This window comes from Centipeda noxia ATCC 43541 (genome assembly GCF_000160555.1).
Lineage (GTDB): Bacteria > Bacillota > Negativicutes > Selenomonadales > Selenomonadaceae > Centipeda > Centipeda noxia.
Window position 1 is genome coordinate 190,949 of sequence record NZ_GG749278.1, and the last position, 14,979, is coordinate 205,927.

18 protein-coding genes and 2 tRNA genes are annotated in these 14,979 nt (G+C 60.0%); 3 read left to right on the forward strand and 17 right to left on the reverse strand.

All coding sequences use genetic code 11. The features are described 5' to 3' along the window. Position 1 precedes the first annotated feature (1 nt). The 11 genes from HMPREF7545_RS00960 to ilvB form a co-directional block, all read right to left on the reverse strand. Positions 2–523 carry a shikimate kinase gene (locus tag HMPREF7545_RS00960; RefSeq protein ID WP_006693788.1) on the reverse strand — a complete coding sequence of 174 codons (522 nt, stop codon included), beginning with the start codon at positions 521–523 and terminating at the stop codon, positions 2–4. After that, positions 520–1,689 (reverse strand): chorismate synthase, encoded by a 1,170-nt coding sequence (gene aroC / locus HMPREF7545_RS00965; protein ID WP_006693789.1) that lies wholly within the window; start codon positions 1,687–1,689, stop codon positions 520–522. Before aroC ends, HMPREF7545_RS00960 begins: the two co-directional genes overlap by 4 nt. Before the next feature lie 123 nt (positions 1,690–1,812). Continuing rightward, positions 1,813–2,394 carry a type 4a pilus biogenesis protein PilO gene (gene pilO, locus HMPREF7545_RS00970; protein ID WP_040571076.1) on the reverse strand — a complete coding sequence of 194 codons (582 nt, stop codon included), beginning with the start codon at positions 2,392–2,394 and terminating at the stop codon, positions 1,813–1,815. Positions 2,395–2,405: 11 nt separating this feature from the next. Continuing rightward, on the reverse strand, positions 2,406–3,581 hold the full coding sequence (locus tag HMPREF7545_RS00975; protein ID WP_006693791.1) for a PilN domain-containing protein: 1,176 nt from the start codon (positions 3,579–3,581) through the stop codon (positions 2,406–2,408). Continuing rightward, positions 3,559–4,032 (reverse strand): hypothetical protein, encoded by a 474-nt coding sequence (locus HMPREF7545_RS00980; RefSeq protein ID WP_006693792.1) that lies wholly within the window; start codon positions 4,030–4,032, stop codon positions 3,559–3,561. The genes HMPREF7545_RS00975 and HMPREF7545_RS00980 overlap by 23 nt, the downstream gene beginning before the upstream one ends. Next, positions 4,022–4,549 (reverse strand): hypothetical protein, encoded by a 528-nt coding sequence (locus HMPREF7545_RS00985; protein WP_040571077.1) that lies wholly within the window; start codon positions 4,547–4,549, stop codon positions 4,022–4,024. The genes HMPREF7545_RS00980 and HMPREF7545_RS00985 overlap by 11 nt, the downstream gene beginning before the upstream one ends. Beyond that, a complete protein-coding gene (locus tag HMPREF7545_RS00990; protein WP_155812196.1) occupies positions 4,524–4,910 on the reverse strand; it encodes a type II secretion system protein in 387 nt (128 codons plus the stop codon). Before HMPREF7545_RS00990 ends, HMPREF7545_RS00985 begins: the two co-directional genes overlap by 26 nt. Next, positions 4,897–5,415 (reverse strand): pilus assembly FimT family protein, encoded by a 519-nt coding sequence (locus tag HMPREF7545_RS00995; RefSeq protein WP_006693795.1) that lies wholly within the window; start codon positions 5,413–5,415, stop codon positions 4,897–4,899. The genes HMPREF7545_RS00990 and HMPREF7545_RS00995 overlap by 14 nt, the downstream gene beginning before the upstream one ends. Then, positions 5,415–5,981, reverse strand: a complete 567-nt coding sequence (locus tag HMPREF7545_RS01000) for a prepilin peptidase (protein WP_006693796.1) — start codon at positions 5,979–5,981, stop codon at positions 5,415–5,417. Before HMPREF7545_RS01000 ends, HMPREF7545_RS00995 begins: the two co-directional genes overlap by 1 nt. A gap of 15 nt (positions 5,982–5,996) precedes the next feature. Then, complete coding sequence (locus HMPREF7545_RS01005; RefSeq protein ID WP_037372567.1) at positions 5,997–6,413, reverse strand: competence type IV pilus major pilin ComGC; 417 nt, start codon at positions 6,411–6,413, stop codon at positions 5,997–5,999. Then, positions 6,391–8,055: a biosynthetic-type acetolactate synthase large subunit gene (gene ilvB / locus HMPREF7545_RS01010; RefSeq protein WP_006693798.1), complete on the reverse strand. Its 1,665-nt coding sequence runs from the start codon at positions 8,053–8,055 to the stop codon at positions 6,391–6,393. Before ilvB ends, HMPREF7545_RS01005 begins: the two co-directional genes overlap by 23 nt. 287 nt (positions 8,056–8,342) lie before the next feature. On the opposite strand from ilvB, the gene HMPREF7545_RS01015 reads away from it, so the two are divergent. The 3 genes from HMPREF7545_RS01015 (at position 8,343) to HMPREF7545_RS01025 (ending at position 11,453) form a co-directional block, all read left to right on the forward strand. Continuing rightward, entirely contained in the window at positions 8,343–9,455 is a 1,113-nt protein-coding gene (locus HMPREF7545_RS01015; RefSeq protein ID WP_006693799.1) for a 5-methyltetrahydropteroyltriglutamate--homocysteine S-methyltransferase, read from the forward strand. 103 nt (positions 9,456–9,558) lie between these two features. Further along, positions 9,559–10,026, forward strand: a complete 468-nt coding sequence (locus tag HMPREF7545_RS01020; protein ID WP_006693800.1) for a PTS sugar transporter subunit IIA — start codon at positions 9,559–9,561, stop codon at positions 10,024–10,026. Beyond that, a complete protein-coding gene (locus tag HMPREF7545_RS01025) occupies positions 10,023–11,453 on the forward strand; it encodes a PTS fructose transporter subunit IIC (RefSeq protein WP_006693801.1) in 1,431 nt (476 codons plus the stop codon). The genes HMPREF7545_RS01020 and HMPREF7545_RS01025 overlap by 4 nt, the downstream gene beginning before the upstream one ends. 68 nt (positions 11,454–11,521) lie before the next feature. On the opposite strand, the gene HMPREF7545_RS01030 is transcribed toward HMPREF7545_RS01025, so the two are convergent. From HMPREF7545_RS01030 to gltX, 6 genes are all read right to left on the reverse strand, one after another. Further along, on the reverse strand, positions 11,522–11,941 hold the full coding sequence (locus HMPREF7545_RS01030) for a rhodanese-like domain-containing protein (RefSeq protein ID WP_040571078.1): 420 nt from the start codon (positions 11,939–11,941) through the stop codon (positions 11,522–11,524). 28 nt (positions 11,942–11,969) lie between these two features. Beyond that, positions 11,970–12,374, reverse strand: a complete 405-nt coding sequence (locus tag HMPREF7545_RS01035; protein ID WP_006693803.1) for a rhodanese-like domain-containing protein — start codon at positions 12,372–12,374, stop codon at positions 11,970–11,972. Between the two features lie 29 nt (positions 12,375–12,403). Next, positions 12,404–13,162, reverse strand: coding sequence for a sulfite exporter TauE/SafE family protein (locus HMPREF7545_RS01040; RefSeq protein ID WP_006693804.1), 759 nt, complete (start codon positions 13,160–13,162; stop codon positions 12,404–12,406). Between the two features lie 95 nt (positions 13,163–13,257). After that, positions 13,258–13,332 (reverse strand) — tRNA-Glu (locus HMPREF7545_RS01045). Between the two features lie 3 nt (positions 13,333–13,335). Beyond that, positions 13,336–13,410, reverse strand: a tRNA-Glu gene (locus HMPREF7545_RS01050). A 71-nt stretch (positions 13,411–13,481) separates the two neighbouring features. After that, positions 13,482–14,954 (reverse strand): glutamate--tRNA ligase, encoded by a 1,473-nt coding sequence (gene gltX, locus HMPREF7545_RS01055; protein WP_040571108.1) that lies wholly within the window; start codon positions 14,952–14,954, stop codon positions 13,482–13,484. Positions 14,955–14,979: the final 25 nt, after the last annotated feature.

Sequence of the window (14,979 nt, forward strand, 5' to 3'; positions counted from 1 at the left end):
ATCATTTTCTCCATATCCGAATTTCCTGCAGTATACGCTCCGTGACCTCAAGCGGCGATCGGCCGCTCGTGTCGACGGTAATATCCGCATCCTCATAAAGGCGGCGCCGCTCTTCCAGCAGTTTTACAACCGCTGTGCGGCGGTCTCCCCCGTCGGCGCTGTCGAGTACGGGGCGCTTGCCGTGTGCCGCCGTCCGCTGGAGAATGGTATCGACATCTGCCGTCAGCGCCACGAGGATGCCGTTTTTGCGAAGTGCCGCCGTATTTTCGGGATCCTTGACGGTTCCGCCCCCCGTCGCGATGACGGCATTGCTGCGGCTTGCCGCAGCGTGCACGGCTTCCTTCTCACGCGCGCGGAAGTACGGCTCACCATGCTGCGCAAACATCGCAGGGATGCTCATGCCATGCTGTTCTTCGATCTTTCGGTCAAGGTCGTGGAAGGCACAGCCGAGCCGCGCGGCAAGCAGACGCCCGATGCTTGTCTTTCCCGTGCCCATAAAGCCGATCAAAACAACGTTCTTCATCGATTCATCCATCGACTTTCCAGCCGCGCGCGGTAGGCGGCGAGCGAAGCCGTGAGATCGGTCATCGCATCCGCATGGAACTGCGTACAGATGGCATCTGCGAGGATAAAGGAGACCATTGCCTCGCCAACCACAGAGGCGGCGGGAACAGCGCAGGTGTCGCTGCGCTCCTTGCTTGCTGAGACCTCCTCACCCGCTGCAATGTCGACGGTACGCAGAGGGGCCATCAGTGTCGGGATGGGCTTCATCACTGCGCGCACGACAAGCGTCTCCCCGTTCGTCATGCCGCCCTCGAGACCGCCCGCACGGTTCGTCTTGCGGCAGGGGCATCCGTTTTCCCCCATAAAGAGTTCATCGTGAACCTGGCTGCCAGGCACATGCGCACACGCAAAGCCCGCGCCGATCTCGACGCCCTTGATCGCCTGAATCGACATGACCGCCCCCGCGAGGCGTCCGTCGAGGCGGCGATCCCACTGCGTATGTGAGCCGAGCCCGACGGGAAGTCCGCGCACAATGATCTCGAAGATGCCGCCGAGCGTATCGCCTGCCGCCTTCGCCTTGTCAATGCACGCCTTGATCCGCGTCTCAGCCTCGGGATCGCAGCAGTTCAAATCGCTGCTGTTCGTCACACCGACATCCTCATCCCGAATCGCCGTGCGATCCACCGTCACACCGCCGATCTCCGTCACATGGGAGGCGACGGTCACGCCCACAGCCGCAAGCAGCTGACGGCACACGGCGCCGACAGCGACGCGCATCGTCGTCTCGCGCGCACTGGAGCGCTCGAGGATATCGCGTGCGTCCTGCCGGTCATATTTCAGCACGCCCGCAAGATCCGCGTGCCCCGGGCGCACAGCGGTGACTTTGGGCCCCGTCGGCATGCCGAACGGATCCATGCGCTCCGTCCAATTTACAAAATCACGATTGATCACCTGCAAGGTGATCGGAGATCCGAGCGTCTCGCCGAAGCGCAGACCCGAGAGTACCTCGACGCGGTCTGTCTCGATCTTCATGCGGCCGCCGCGCCCGTAGCCGTGCTGACGGCGTGCAAGCTGCGCATCGATCGCCTCACGCGCAATGGGCAATCCCGCCGGAATGCCGTCAAGAATCGCCGTCAATGCCGCGCCGTGCGATTCGCCGGCCGTCATAAAACGCAGATGGCTCATTCAAATCCCCCTGTTGTTTCACAAATATCGTCTGTTTTGAAATAAATTCGATGCAATATCGCCTTTTCCTGCAACACTGTCCATTTTCTGCCGCGCGTACGCATACTCCGCATGCCCGAATCCCTATTCTCCTCGATCGCCCCGACGCACGGGCGGCAGCTGTTCCTCATCATTTTCCCCATGCAGCGACGCAAGATTCACTGTAAGTGTGCAGTGCAGTTCATGTGCCTGCGTCGTCAGCACGAAGCTGCCGAATTGAACGGCACGTTCGTCTTCCTGGACGGCACGCAGGAAATCGAGAATCTGAAAGTATCCGCCGTAAAATTTAAGCTCCACCGGCCGGATGACGATCTCCTCTTCTTCACGCGGCGCATGCAGCACAATCCCCTCAATGGTGACGCCGCTGCGCCGAGCAAGCTGTTCCGCGCGATGAACAAACGCTCCCTGTCGGCTCTCGTTCGGCAGAGCTGCCGCAGCCCGCGCCATGCGCACGCGCAGTTTTTCCTCTGCCTGCCCGTCCGACAGCAGCGTATGCTGATACTCCTCGACACGCGCAAGCTGGGCGCGCGAACGGTCCCGCTGCACAAGTGCGGCCGTCCGTTCCGCCGTCAGAAGCGGAGCGAGTGCAAACAGATAGATCAGCAGGAGGGCACACGCCCAGATCAGCGCGATCTCGATGCGCTGACGCTCTGAAAGATTCTGCATATCGTCCCCCTCTACCAATGCGTCTCCAGAACAAAACGGATGCGTCCATCCTCCGCTCCCTCCTGTCCCGCATATGCGGGCATCAGATCCGAGGAGAAAAATTTTTGCTCCTCCATGCGGCGAATTGCAGCGGAAAGCGACTCATAACTCTCCGCCTCTCCCTCAATGCGCACACGCTCCGCCGATGTCGTTATCCCTGTGAGACGAATTCCATCCGCCGCTGCAGCGCCCAGATGAACGAGCAGTGCGCGAAGAGGCGAAGATGCGGCCGCGAATGTCATCCATGCCTGCTCGTGCTGAACGGCATCTCTGTGCATCGCAGAGAACTCTTCCATGCGCCGGAGATCCGCTCCGCGCAGCGCCAGTTCCTCCTCCGCCTGCGTACACGCGCGCTGTGCCTGCTCATAGGAAGCAATGTCCGCGCCCGCCGCTGCAAGGAATGCCGCCGTCGCCGCCGCGGCGATCACAGACGCCGCATGCGGGCGCAGCCATCCGAGAGGATTTTTCCGTTCGGACCAATACAGATGCGCCGGGGTTTTTGCATCCATGAGAAGGCCCGCATAGACGGCGGGCAGAAGCTCGTCCGGCTCCGTCTTCGCCGTCTCCCACGGCATCTGCGGCGCGCAGGCGCGTGCGATCGTCTCCGCGCAGATGCCGCCCTGCGGCGGACAGACCGTCACCCGCCGCAGGTGCAGACCCGCGGCAGCAAACGAAGAGAAGTATTCCCGTACCCGTGCCGCATCCATCCACGCCGTCCAGAAGCGCTGCGGAGATGTCCCCGGAAGCGGTGCACAGCAAATGCAGATATCCGCCGGCAGCACAGTCCCTTCTGCATCCGCCGCCGCACGCAGCGACCAGAGGAGCGCATCCCGCAGCTCGGGTGCGGCAAGCGGAGCCGGCAATTCCTGCTCCTTCGTCTGCGCCGCACCTTCGGGCACAGCAAATGCAAGCGGCAGATTCTCCCATCCTACGCGCAGGAGTTCCTCGTGCACACGGGAGGCAAGAGCCGTTGCCTCCGAGCCGTCTGTGCCGCGATTTTCCGTAATATGCGATTCCGATACCATCCACGCCCCTCCCATATCCTCGGGAGCAAAAAGGCGAACAAGCGCGATAGTATCCGCCGATACGTAGACGCCTGCCGCTTCGCGCGCCTTCCAACGCAGACTAGAACCAGCGCCGCCAAACATAGCGATCTCCCTTCTTCTCCATGAGCGCACGGACAATTTTCGCGCGTTTCCAATTCTCTCCGTCGGGCATGCGCGCCTCCCCCTCATCTATGGCGGCAGCGACCAGATAGATGCAGCCGTCCGCTTCGCCCGGCAAAGGCACCTCGATATAGACAGACAGCGCTGTATTCTCCGCTGCAGGAACCTCGCCCACCGCAATCGGCATGCGCCCTTCGCGCAGCGGCGGGCCGTAGGCATCCGCCGCCCGTTCCAGGCCTGCTGCCGCCGTCTCGATGCCGCTCTCCGCCGCAAGGCGCAGCTGCATCTCCCGCTCATACTCCGCAGAAACACTGCTCCCGCCGCGCATGAACTGAGCTGCCGCAAGCGCAAGCAGGATCAAAACCATCAGCGCGCAGAGGCCGACGGCGGATGTAAGACCGCGCTCATCCCGAAGCAGGCACTCAGTATCCACTCATGTTCTCCCGCAGATAGACGCTCGTCTCAATCCGATGTGTACGCCCGGTCGCCGCGCTCGTCCCCGTTATGGCGATGTGATAGAGACGCGGATTCCACAGATCGGGGGTAATCGAGAAAGCGGAGACAGATACGCCCGCCCCCGCAAATGACCCCGTGATGGGAAACGACGCGTAGTTGAGCACAATCCGACCGTTCCGCAGCCAATAGCGATCAAGAGCCTGCTCCGATTGATCGCCGCGCCGCACTTTCTGCCGCATCTCGTAGACGCCCGTCATGTATTCTCGGATATGATCGGAGAGCAATGCGGACTCCACAATCCGTGCTGCTGCGATCTGCATCTCCTGCCGCAGCTCCGCATCCGCAATTTCGCGCTGATAGCTGCGCCAACTCCACGTGACCGCAAAGGCCAGGAGGCTGAGCAGCAGCACAAAGACAGGCAGACTCACCGCAAGCTCCATCAGCAGCATTCCCGCCTCGCCGTGCCGTTCAGAGATTTCCCTGTGTCCGCACATGTTCTTTCATCCTCCGCACAAAATCAGCCGCCTCTGCACGTCCGAAAATCCGCCACGAAACAAGCAGATGCACATCATGAAAATCTCCCTGCCGAACGACCTCTGTCTGCACTGTATACGATACATTGTTCGCACTGATCTCGGAGACCCCGGCCGTCGGAGGAATCCCACGGTCGAGCGCCGCCTCCATTGCCGAAAACTGCCCGCGCGCGAGGAGCGCCGCGTCCATGCGTGCCGCAGAATGTTCTTCGAGGATTGCCGTGCGCGCAAATACACCGATCACAGCAGCTGCAGCGAGTACGATCAGCCCGAGCATCACAGCCTCAAAGAGCGCCCATCCGGCCTCCTCACTCCTCTTCATCCGCTGCATCCTTCCCGCCCCTCTGCAGGCGAATCCGCGCTGCACGGTCGATCACGACATACAAGCTCTCGTGCTCATAGCCCTGCGCATAGACGCGTATCTTCATATTATGGCTCCAGATCCTCTCGATATCTCCGTTTCGCGTGAAGGCCACGGGCGTTTCTCCCATCGTCTCCTGTGTGATGTGTACGAAAGGCAGCGGCATATGCACGCGGTCCTGCTGAAAGGGATGATGCAGCTCGTAGGTCCCGTACCGTATTCGGATCTGAGGTGCACGCTCAGAGGACAGAGGACGCTCCATCATGTAGAGCGGCATCGCCGTCGTGCGGCTGATCGCCTGAACACGGCGCAGCTCACCGATAAGACACATCGCCTCATACTCCACCGCCGCATGCGCGTAAATGGAACGCGCCGCCGGAAGCACCGTCGAGAGCAGCACGGCGAAAATGGAGAGCGCGAGCAATATGTTCAACAGAACAATCCCCCGCTCCTGCCGGCAGCGCATCACCCCGTCCCCCAGTAGAGGCGCCAGAGATAATCGCCGGCAATAAAGCCAATGTATCCGCCCAGCGCCAAAAACGGGCCGAACGGAATTCCATCGTGTCGCTTCCTGCGGCCCGTGATGAGGAGAACCGCCGCTGCCGTGCCGCCGAGCATGAATGCGATCCAGAGCGCGATCACCGCCGCCTCCCAGCCGAGCCAAAGGCCGAGCCCCGCGGCAAGCTTCACATCCCCGCCGCCCAGACCGCCGCGCGCGGCGATATACAGGCAATAAAATAAGACGCCGCAAAGCGTCCCGCCAATCATCGCATCCGTCACAGATCCAACCCCGGCCATCGAAAAAACAAGTCCGAGCGCCGCAAACGGCAGTGTAATACAGTCATAGAGCATGCCGTCCCGCAGATCCAAAAAGGAGAGCCACAGAAGCGCCGCCGCGAAAATTCCTCCGCAGACGCTGCGCATACCCATCCCCGCAGAAAAAATAATGCCGAACTCAGCGAGCAGCCAAAAGACGAGGAGCAAAATCCCCTCACGCCGTGCGGGAAAAAGCTGCGCCGCCCTTTCCAGCATATTCTCCGCTCCTCCTCACTGCTTCGCGTGGTACTCCTCCGCCGTGCGCCCCGCACAGGTCGCGCGCCAGACACCGGCCTTCTTCTCCACTTTATACGCCGCGTTTTCCATCGAGACTTCCTGATCGCCGACGCGCACACTGCCCGACGGCGGTTTGAGATTCTTGAGATCCGTCACATACTCCGTCAGATCGTCGATGCTGCCGGGGGCTTTCCCCTTTGCCGTCTGGTAGAGCACGATCGCCGTATCAAGTGCCGTGAGATCGGCCTGCACCTTGACCGTATTCGCCGTTGCGATTGCAGACGAGAAGCGCGGCACGGCAATCGCGAGAATCACCGCGAGGATCATCACGGCCAAAAGCGTCGAGAGAAGAGAAAATCCCTGCTGACTGCGCGCAGCCGGCAGACGTTTACTTAAAGTCGACAAACTCATCAATGCGCGCACCGCCTTTCGTCATCGGCTCCACGAAACTGCGCCACACATCCATCACAATCACGCGCGGATGTGTTCGGTCCTCGAGCGCACCGGAGAGCGCCGCTGCGAACTCCTCCTGCGTCGCGACGCGCGCCGCCTTGATGCCGAAACTCTCCGCGTATTTCACGTAGTCCATCGCATGATCGAGTTCGCATGCGATGTAGCGCTCGTCGTAGAGCACCTTCTGCAGCTGACGGATCATGCCGAGGCTGCGGTTGTTCACAAGGATTGAGAGTATGGGCAGATCGAGGCGCGCAATCGTATAGTACTCATTGCCCGTCATCTTGATGCCGCCGTCGCCTGCAATGTGAATCATGCGGCGGCTGTCGCCCCACGCGATCTGCGCCCCCATCGCCGCAGGCAGTCCGTAGCCCATCGTGCCGAGGCCGCCCGAGGTCAGCCACGTCCGCGGCTCCTCCACGCGCAGATGGAGTGCCGCCCACATCTGGTGCTGCCCCACGTCCGTCGCATAGGCGTACGCCTTGCCCGCCGTGTTCTGCGCAATCTGGTGCAGCGCCCACGGCACCGTCAGGCGCCCGACATGGTAGTCGTAGTCGTGCTCCTCCTGCCACGTGCGGATCTGTGCCCACCACGCAGAGAGGTCGCTCTTTGGCGCTTGGCGCATAAGCAGCTTCAGGATCGTCCGCATATCGCCCGCCAGACCGAGGCTGTTCTCGACATTCTTGTCGATCTCCGCAGGATCAATGTCGATGTGGATAAACTTGCGGTCCGCCATATACTTGCTGAGATTGCCGGTCTGCCGATCGGCAAAGCGGCTGCCGAGCGCAATGACGAGATCGGCGGCACCGATCGCATAGTTCGCCGCTTTCTCCCCGTGCATCCCGGCAAAGCCGAGCATCTGCGGATGGCTGCTCGGCAGGGCCCCCATGCCCATCAGTGTATGCACCACAGGCAGATGGTATTTCTCAATAAAGGCCGCAACTTCCGCCGATGTCCCCGCCGAGATCACGCCGCCGCCCACAATCACGAGCGGGCGCTCCGCGCGCACGATCTCCGCCGCTGCCTCCGCCGCGCAGATGATAAAGTCCGCGTCCGGCTTCCCCGGTGCATAGACACGCGGTTCCTCGGCCGTATAGGCGACCTCTTCAAAGAAGAGATTGCGCGGCACATCAATCAGCACCGGCCCCGGGCGTCCGCTGCGCGCGAGCTCAAATGCCCGGCGGATCGTCGGCACGAGATCCGCCGCATCCTTGATCTTATAGTTATGCTTCGTCACGGGCATCGTCACATCAAGGATATCCGTCTCCTGGAACGCATCGCGGCCGAGCATGGCGATATCCACCTGCCCCGTGATCGCGACCAGCGGGATCGAGTCCATATACGCCGTCGCAAGTCCCGTGACGAGATTTGTCGCGCCCGGTCCCGATGTCGCGATGCAGACGCCGACGCGGCCCGTTGCGCGTGCATAGCCGTCCGCCGCGTGTGCGGCATTCTGCTCATGCGTCACGAGGATCTGACGAATCTCCTTCTGTCCGTAGAGAGCATCATAAAGTGGCAAGATCATCCCGCCCGGATAGCCGAACAACGTGTCCACGCCCTGCTCCCGCAGACATGCCAGAACTGCCTCTGCACCTCTCATGCGCGCCGCACTCTCCTCAATTCTACACAAATGATAAAAGTATTATAGCATACACACATCTGACAGGGCAAGACGCATGCCCCGGTGAGATCCCTCATCTTCTGATTTTATCACAAAATTTCCTTTTTTCGATTCTCAATGCAAAGGCACTCGAGAGATACTGAAAAAACTGCCGTTATTTTTGTGCTTCAAGAACAACACATCGATGGTATTCTGTGTTACAATGAATTATCCCCGCACGAGAAAGGTGCGGATATCGAAGGACCAAAACAGTAGGAGGATTTGTTATGAACCATACAAAGGCACCTTTTCGCTACGATATTGTAGGCAGTTTTCTGCGCCCCGCCGCGCTCATGAAAATGCGCGAGGCCTATGCGGCAGGAAACGCCGCGGCAGAGGAGCTGCGGCAGGCAGAGGACGCAGCGATCCGCGATCTTGTCGCAAAGGAGAAGGAAGTCGGTCTGCGCGCCGTTACGGACGGTGAGTTCCGTCGGCGTTACTGGCATCTCGATTTCCTCGCAGCACTCGGCGGCGTGGAGGAGATCGGAGCGGCGCATTGGTCCGTCGCGTTCAAGGGTGCGCAGCCGAAGGCGGCAACCGTAAAGATCACGGACAAGGTAGACTTCGGCGCGCATCCGTTCCTCGAGCACTTCCGCTTTTTGAACGGCCTCGCCGGCGATGCGCTCGCAAAGATGACGATCCCCTCGCCGAGCATGCTGCACCTCATCTGCTGCGTGCGCGCGACGGACTATGCGCCGATCCCGCGCTACGAGAACGAGGATGCTCTCTTCGAGGACATTGCCCTCGCCTATCAGAAGGCAATCCGCGCATTCTACGAGGCGGGCTGCCGCTATCTGCAGCTCGACGACACCTCCTGGGGCGAGTTCTGCGATCCCGAAAAGCGCGCGGCATATGAGGCGCGCGGATTCGACCTCGACCGCATCGAACGCGCCTACGTCGCGATGATCAACCGTGCGCTCGAGGCAAAGCCCGCAGATATGACGATCACCATGCACATCTGCCGCGGCAACTTCCGCTCGACATGGTTCTCGTCCGGCGGCTATGAACCGGTCGCAGAGATTCTCTTCGGCGGCTGCCGCATCGACGGCTTCTTCCTGGAGTACGACTCTGACCGTGCGGGCGGATTTGCACCGCTCGATTTCATCAAGGATCAGCGCGTCGTGCTCGGACTTGTCACGTCGAAATCCGGCATGCTGGAAAAGCGAGAGGATATTGTCGCGCGCATTCACGAGGCGGCAAAGCACGTCCCGCTCGATCAGCTCTGCCTCAGTCCCCAGTGCGGCTTTTCCTCGACTGAGGAGGGCAACATCCTGACAGAGGAGGAGCAGTGGAACAAGCTGCGCTTCATCAAGGAGATCGCGGAGTCCGTCTGGAAGTAACGGCGCGGCATGTTCTCCGCATGCGCAAAGTGCTCTTCCTATGGCGAGCAGACGGTTCCTCGCCGGACTCCTGCATAGGACATGTACTCATAAGAAAGGATCGATGCTCTTGTTTGATGAAAAGCTGATTGTTTTTCCGGAAGATTCTTTTGCGGCAAAGGAAGACGTCATCCGCTGTCTGACCCATCTTGAAAACAGCCGTGTTCTGGATGCCGACCGATATGAGCAGGCGGTATTGGAGCGCGAGGCGTCTTTCGCCACCTACACGATCGACGGCGTTGCCATGCCGCATGCGAAATCGGAGGGCGTCGGCGAGGCGTTCGTCGCCTTTGCCCGCCTCAAGACACCTGTTCCCTGGGGAACGGAATCCGGCGAAGATGCGCGCGTGGTGTTCCTGATTGGCGTGCCGCAGGCTGCTGACGGGGAGCAGAACAACAATCTGCACTTGAAGATTCTGGCGGCGCTCAGCAAGAAACTGATCCACGAATCATTTCGGCAAAAGCTCTCGGAGGCAGCCTCCGAGAAGGAAGTCTACCAGCTGCTACAAGAGATTGAGGAGGATTTCCGATGAAGATCGTAGGCATATCCGCCTGTACCGCAGGCATTGCGCATACCTATATGGCGCAGGAGGCGCTTGAGCAGGAGTGCAAAAAGCGCGGCATCGACTGCAAGATCGAGACGCAGGGCGGCATGGGCATCGACAATGAACTGTCCCAGGAGGAGATTGATGCTGCCGATGTCGTCATTCTCGCCGTTGCCGTCAGTGTCGAGATGTCCGAGCGGTTTGATTCCAAGCGCGCGGCAGGCAGAGTTCTCGATGTTACGCCCGGCGATGCCATTAAGAAAACGGCGGAGCTGATCGACCGCGCGGAAAGCATCGCGGCATCGAGTGCGCCTGAGGCTGTGCAAACGAAGAGCAGTGCCGCCCGTTCCGCGCGCTCTGCCTCGGAGGAAAAGACCAGCCTCGGCGCAGAGCTCTTCCGCTACTTCAACACCGGTATTTCATACTTCCTGCCGGTCATCATCGCGGGAGGAATGCTCTTCTCCTTTACGCTCATTACGGGTACGGTTGAGGACGGCCGCATCATCCCGAGCAGCCAGTTCTGGCAGAACGTATACGATCTCGGCATGGCCGGATTCTCAATGATGGTGCCTGTGCTGTGCGCCTACATCGCCTACGCCATCGGCAGCAAGGCGGCGATTGCCCCCGGCTTCATCCTCGGCCACGCCGCCAACACGCCCATGGGCGAGTCCCATATCGCCACCGGATTTCTCGGCGCGCTGCTCCTCGGCTTTCTCGTGGGCTACTTCGTCCGTTGGCTGAAGAAGTTCCCCGTTCCGGATGTTCTCCAGCCCATGATGCCGACCTTCCTCATTCCGCTCTTTACAACGCTCATTCTGGGCCTGTTCTACATCTATCTTCTGACCGTTCCGCTGAACGCCTTCGTACAGTTCATGATTCAGGTCATGTATCAGCTGAACGGCGCCGGTGCGATGGCGCTCGGCATCGGCATCGGCCTCTTGGCTGCGGCAGACTTCGGCGGTGCATGCAGCAAGGCCGCTACAGCATTTACCCTGGCACTCATGGCCGAGGGAATTCTCGGACCAAACGGCGTGTTCCGCATGTGCTGCGCCATCCCCCCGCTCGGCATGGGGCTCGCCGCATTCATCCTGCGCAGTCGATATGACGCGGCGGATCGCCAGCTCGGCATCTCCGCGCTCTTCCTCTCGTCTGCGGGCATCACGGAGGGGGCAATCCCCTTCGCCGGCAAGGACTTCCGCCGCACATGGATTGCCTGTGCGATCGGCACCTCCATCGCTGGAGCCGTCGGCATGCTGCACGGCATCACCTCCATCGTTGCCTTCGGCGGCGTCGTCGCCATCACCGGCGTCGTGGACGGAAAGCTCTGGTATGTGCTGGACATGCTGCTCGGTGCGGGCATCATCGTCTTGATCCTCTTCTTTACGAAGCCGAAACTTGAAGGAGCAAAAGAATAAAGCGTAAGACACAAAAAGAATCTCCCGAGACTTTACCGTCTCGGGAGATTCTTGTCGTTTCGGAGATTTTACTTCACGACTTCCCCGTGCCAGTCCTGGATACCGCCCATCTCGATGATGTTTGTGTAGCCCATCGCCGCAAGTTTCTGCGCCACCTGCTGGCTGCGCGCACCGCTCCGGCAGTAGACGAAGATCATCTGCCCCTTGTCCGGCAGCTCCTTTGGAGGTGTCGTGCCGATGGACTCATTCGGGACATTGACTGCATTCGGAAGGTGCCCGCCGGCATATTCCGCCGCCGTCCGCACATCCAGAATCAGATAGTCCTTCTCCTCCGTCATCATCTTTGCCGCCTCATCGGAGGAGACGCGCCGAAATGCCGCCATGGCCTGCTCCTTTCCATCCGCAGCCTGGGAGGGCTGCGCGCCGCCGCATCCAAAGATGCCGAGCGTTAAAACAGCAAACGTCAAAACCGTAAAAAACTTTAACATAAGAATGCCTCGCATATCAAAACAAAAATCACTTCACAAGCTCCCCGTTCCAGTCCTGCAGGCCGCCCATCTCAACGATGTTCTTATAGCCCATGTGCGCAAGCCGATTGGATACATTCATGCTGCGAACGCCCTTGGAACAGTAAACAAAGATCGTCTGATTCCGATCCGGCAGCTCCTTCGGCGGCACATCTCCGATACGTTCGATCGGGATGTTGATCGCATGCGGGATGTGCCCCTGCTCATACTCCTCCGGCGAGCGCACGTCGAGGATCAAATAGTCCTGCTCCTGCTTCATCAGCACCTGTGCCTCATCCGGCGTAATGCGCCGATACTTCGCCTGCTCCTTGCGGTCCTCCACGGAATTTTCGCCGCAGCCGATAAGCGCTGCCGCAGTCGTCAAAAGAAGCACCAGCGCCAGAAACTTCCTCATATATTTCCCCTCCAACAATTCACAGCATCCTATCGAAAGAGCACCATGATCGTCCCTCCGATCGCCGGCAGGGCAACAATCCAGAAGCGCAGCACAGGCAGCGGTGCGAGATGCGTGAGCTTCGCCCCGAAATATGAACCGACTGAGAGCCCAACGAGCGTCTGGATAAAGAGCTGAAGTTCAAGCTGTCCGTAAAGAATATAGCCGATCCCCCCGCTGACAGAGATCGGTACGATGATCATCATCGTTGTCCCGATTGCCTGCAGAAGCGGCACGCCGAACACGACCATCAGCGCAATCTGGATATATGCCGCGGATCCGATGCCGAACGCGCCCGAGAGGACGCCGCAGATGAAGCCGATCGGCAATCCGCAGAGATAGAGCCGCCGCCCGGTTAAGAGTTCCTCCCGCACAGGAATCTGCCGTCCCAGCCACTCCGCCCGATAGATGCGCAGATAGAGGAGGACCGCACTCGAGAGCAGCATAAATCCTGTAAAGAGGCTCAGATGCGGCGCCTCCATATGGTTTGAAATCACGGCGCCGATCAGCGCCCCGATCAGTCCGCCCATACCGAGAACGGCCCCCGTGAGAGGAACGACCTCATGCTCGCGATAGTGACTGACTGCGCCCGAAAGTGTGGTGAACGCCATGGATCCGAGCGCAACGGCGAGCGCCTGATGGATGGGAACGCCGAACCCGACGACGAGCAGCGTGATGATGACGCCGCTGCCGCCCGCCCCAACGAATCCGATGATCCCACCCATAAGGAGCATAGACAAAAAAAGCATCGCATTCCCCGCAGTTCTCCACAGGAAGCGCAGAAGAACTGTTCTTCCATAAATAACATAAAAGGAGCTGCCCTGCAGCTCCTATTTCATTGCGATGGTGACGCCTATGGGATTCGAACCCATGAACCCGCCGTGAGAGGGCGGTGTCTTAACCACTTGACGAAGGCGCCTTCTGGTGACGCCTATGGGATTCGAACCCATGAACCCGCCGTGAGAGGGCGGTGTCTTAACCACTTGACGAAGGCGCCACATATGTCAACAGGAGTTACTATATCATAGGGTCCCTAAAAAAGCAAGCGCTTTTTTCTCCGGCCGGGGCTTACGCCGAGAGCTGTTCAAGCGCCGAGCGAAGCCGTTCGAGCCCAGTCTCCCGTCCGAGAATCGCGAGGATTTCGGTCGCGCCGCCCGGCGTCACCTGCTGCCCTGCAGCTGCGACGCGCAGAATCCACATGACGGTCCCCTTCTTCCATCCTTCACGCTCGATGCACTCCTCGAGCAGCGCGTAGAGGAGATCGTTCTCCCACCGCTCCGCCGGAAGCGCTTCGAGAATCCCGATGAGTTCGGGCAGAAGTTCTCGTGCCGCAGCCGGGGTGACCTTGTTGCGCTTATTCTCGTAAAGGCGCGCATCAAAGGGCGGCGGCTCAATGAGGAATTCGATTGCCGGGCGCACGTCACCGAGCTTCTCCACACGCGTACGCAGGAGATGCGCAACCGCCGGCCACTGTTCCTCCAAACGTGCGGGCAATGCTCCGGCAAAGGGGCGCGCGGCCGCAGCGAACTCCTCGTCCGTCATCGCCTTGAAATACTCGCCGCTCATCCAGCCGAGCTTATCGTAGTCGAATACGGCCGGCGACTTCGACAGCCCCTCGAGCGAGAATGCCTCAATCAGCTCGTCCATCGAAAAGACTTCCTGATTCGTTGTCTTCGGACTCCAGCCGAGGAGCGCCACATAGTTCACAATCGCGGCGGCGGGATATCCCATTTTTACGAGATCGTCGAAGCTCGTCGCGCCGTGCCGCTTTGAGAGCTTGCTCGTCTTGCCCGTCGCATCGTCACGTCCCATGACAGGAGCCAGATGAACGAATACGGGCGGCGTCCAGCCGAAGGCCTCGTAGAGGAGCACGTGCTTCGGCGTCGAGGTGATGAACTCGGTTCCGCGGATGATGTGCGACACCTTCATCAGATGATCGTCGATCACGTTGGCAAAGTTATAGGTCGGCATGCCGTCGCGCTTGAGGAGCACCTGATCCTCGAGCTCCGCGTTCGGAATCGTGACATTGCCGTGGAGCACATCATAGAAGGTGGTCTCGCCGACGAGCGGCATCTTCTGACGAATCACGTACGCATCGCCTCGATCGAGATGCGCCTGTATTTCCTCCGGACTGAGTTCGCGGCACGTGCGCGGATAGCCGCCGAACGACTTCTCTCCGTCCGCAGGAGCTGCCTCTTCCGTATGATTGCAGAAGCAGCGGTAGGCGTGTCCGCTTTCGACGAGCTGCTCGGCATATTTTTTGTAGATCTCCATGCGTTCGCTCTGAACGTACGGCCCGTAATCTCCGCCGATGCCGTCGGGCCCTTCATCAGGAACAATCCCCGCCGCGTCGAGCGTGCGGCGAATGAACTCCACTGCATCCGCAACGTAGCGGCTGCGGTCGGTATCCTCAATGCGCAGGATGAACGTCCCGTCATTTGCACGCGCAAACAGCCAGGCATAGAGTGCCGTGCGCAGATTGCCGATGTGCATATAGCCCGTAGGACTGGGCGCGAAACGGGTACGAATCTCCGTGTTTATCAAGCTGTTTTCCCCCAAACTCCAA

Coding starts and splice junctions, on each gene's coding strand:
- HMPREF7545_RS00960 (WP_006693788.1), bottom strand. CDS start 523: ATGAAGAACGTTGTTTTGATCGGCTTTATGGGCACGGGAAAGACAAGC.
- aroC (WP_006693789.1), bottom strand. CDS start 1,689: ATGAGCCATCTGCGTTTTATGACGGCCGGCGAATCGCACGGCGCGGCA.
- pilO (WP_040571076.1), bottom strand. CDS start 2,394: ATGCAGAATCTTTCAGAGCGTCAGCGCATCGAGATCGCGCTGATCTGG.
- HMPREF7545_RS00975 (WP_006693791.1), bottom strand. CDS start 3,581: ATGTTTGGCGGCGCTGGTTCTAGTCTGCGTTGGAAGGCGCGCGAAGCG.
- HMPREF7545_RS00985 (WP_040571077.1), bottom strand. CDS start 4,549: ATGTGCGGACACAGGGAAATCTCTGAACGGCACGGCGAGGCGGGAATG.
- HMPREF7545_RS00990 (WP_155812196.1), bottom strand. CDS start 4,910: ATGAAGAGGAGTGAGGAGGCCGGATGGGCGCTCTTTGAGGCTGTGATG.
- HMPREF7545_RS00995 (WP_006693795.1), bottom strand. CDS start 5,415: ATGCGCTGCCGGCAGGAGCGGGGGATTGTTCTGTTGAACATATTGCTC.
- HMPREF7545_RS01000 (WP_006693796.1), bottom strand. CDS start 5,981: ATGCTGGAAAGGGCGGCGCAGCTTTTTCCCGCACGGCGTGAGGGGATT.
- HMPREF7545_RS01005 (WP_037372567.1), bottom strand. CDS start 6,413: ATGAGTTTGTCGACTTTAAGTAAACGTCTGCCGGCTGCGCGCAGTCAG.
- ilvB (WP_006693798.1), bottom strand. CDS start 8,055: ATGAGAGGTGCAGAGGCAGTTCTGGCATGTCTGCGGGAGCAGGGCGTG.
- HMPREF7545_RS01015 (WP_006693799.1), top strand. CDS start 8,343: ATGAACCATACAAAGGCACCTTTTCGCTACGATATTGTAGGCAGTTTT.
- HMPREF7545_RS01020 (WP_006693800.1), top strand. CDS start 9,559: ATGCTCTTGTTTGATGAAAAGCTGATTGTTTTTCCGGAAGATTCTTTT.
- HMPREF7545_RS01025 (WP_006693801.1), top strand. CDS start 10,023: ATGAAGATCGTAGGCATATCCGCCTGTACCGCAGGCATTGCGCATACC.
- HMPREF7545_RS01030 (WP_040571078.1), bottom strand. CDS start 11,941: ATGTTAAAGTTTTTTACGGTTTTGACGTTTGCTGTTTTAACGCTCGGC.
- HMPREF7545_RS01035 (WP_006693803.1), bottom strand. CDS start 12,374: ATGAGGAAGTTTCTGGCGCTGGTGCTTCTTTTGACGACTGCGGCAGCG.
- HMPREF7545_RS01040 (WP_006693804.1), bottom strand. CDS start 13,162: ATGCTTTTTTTGTCTATGCTCCTTATGGGTGGGATCATCGGATTCGTT.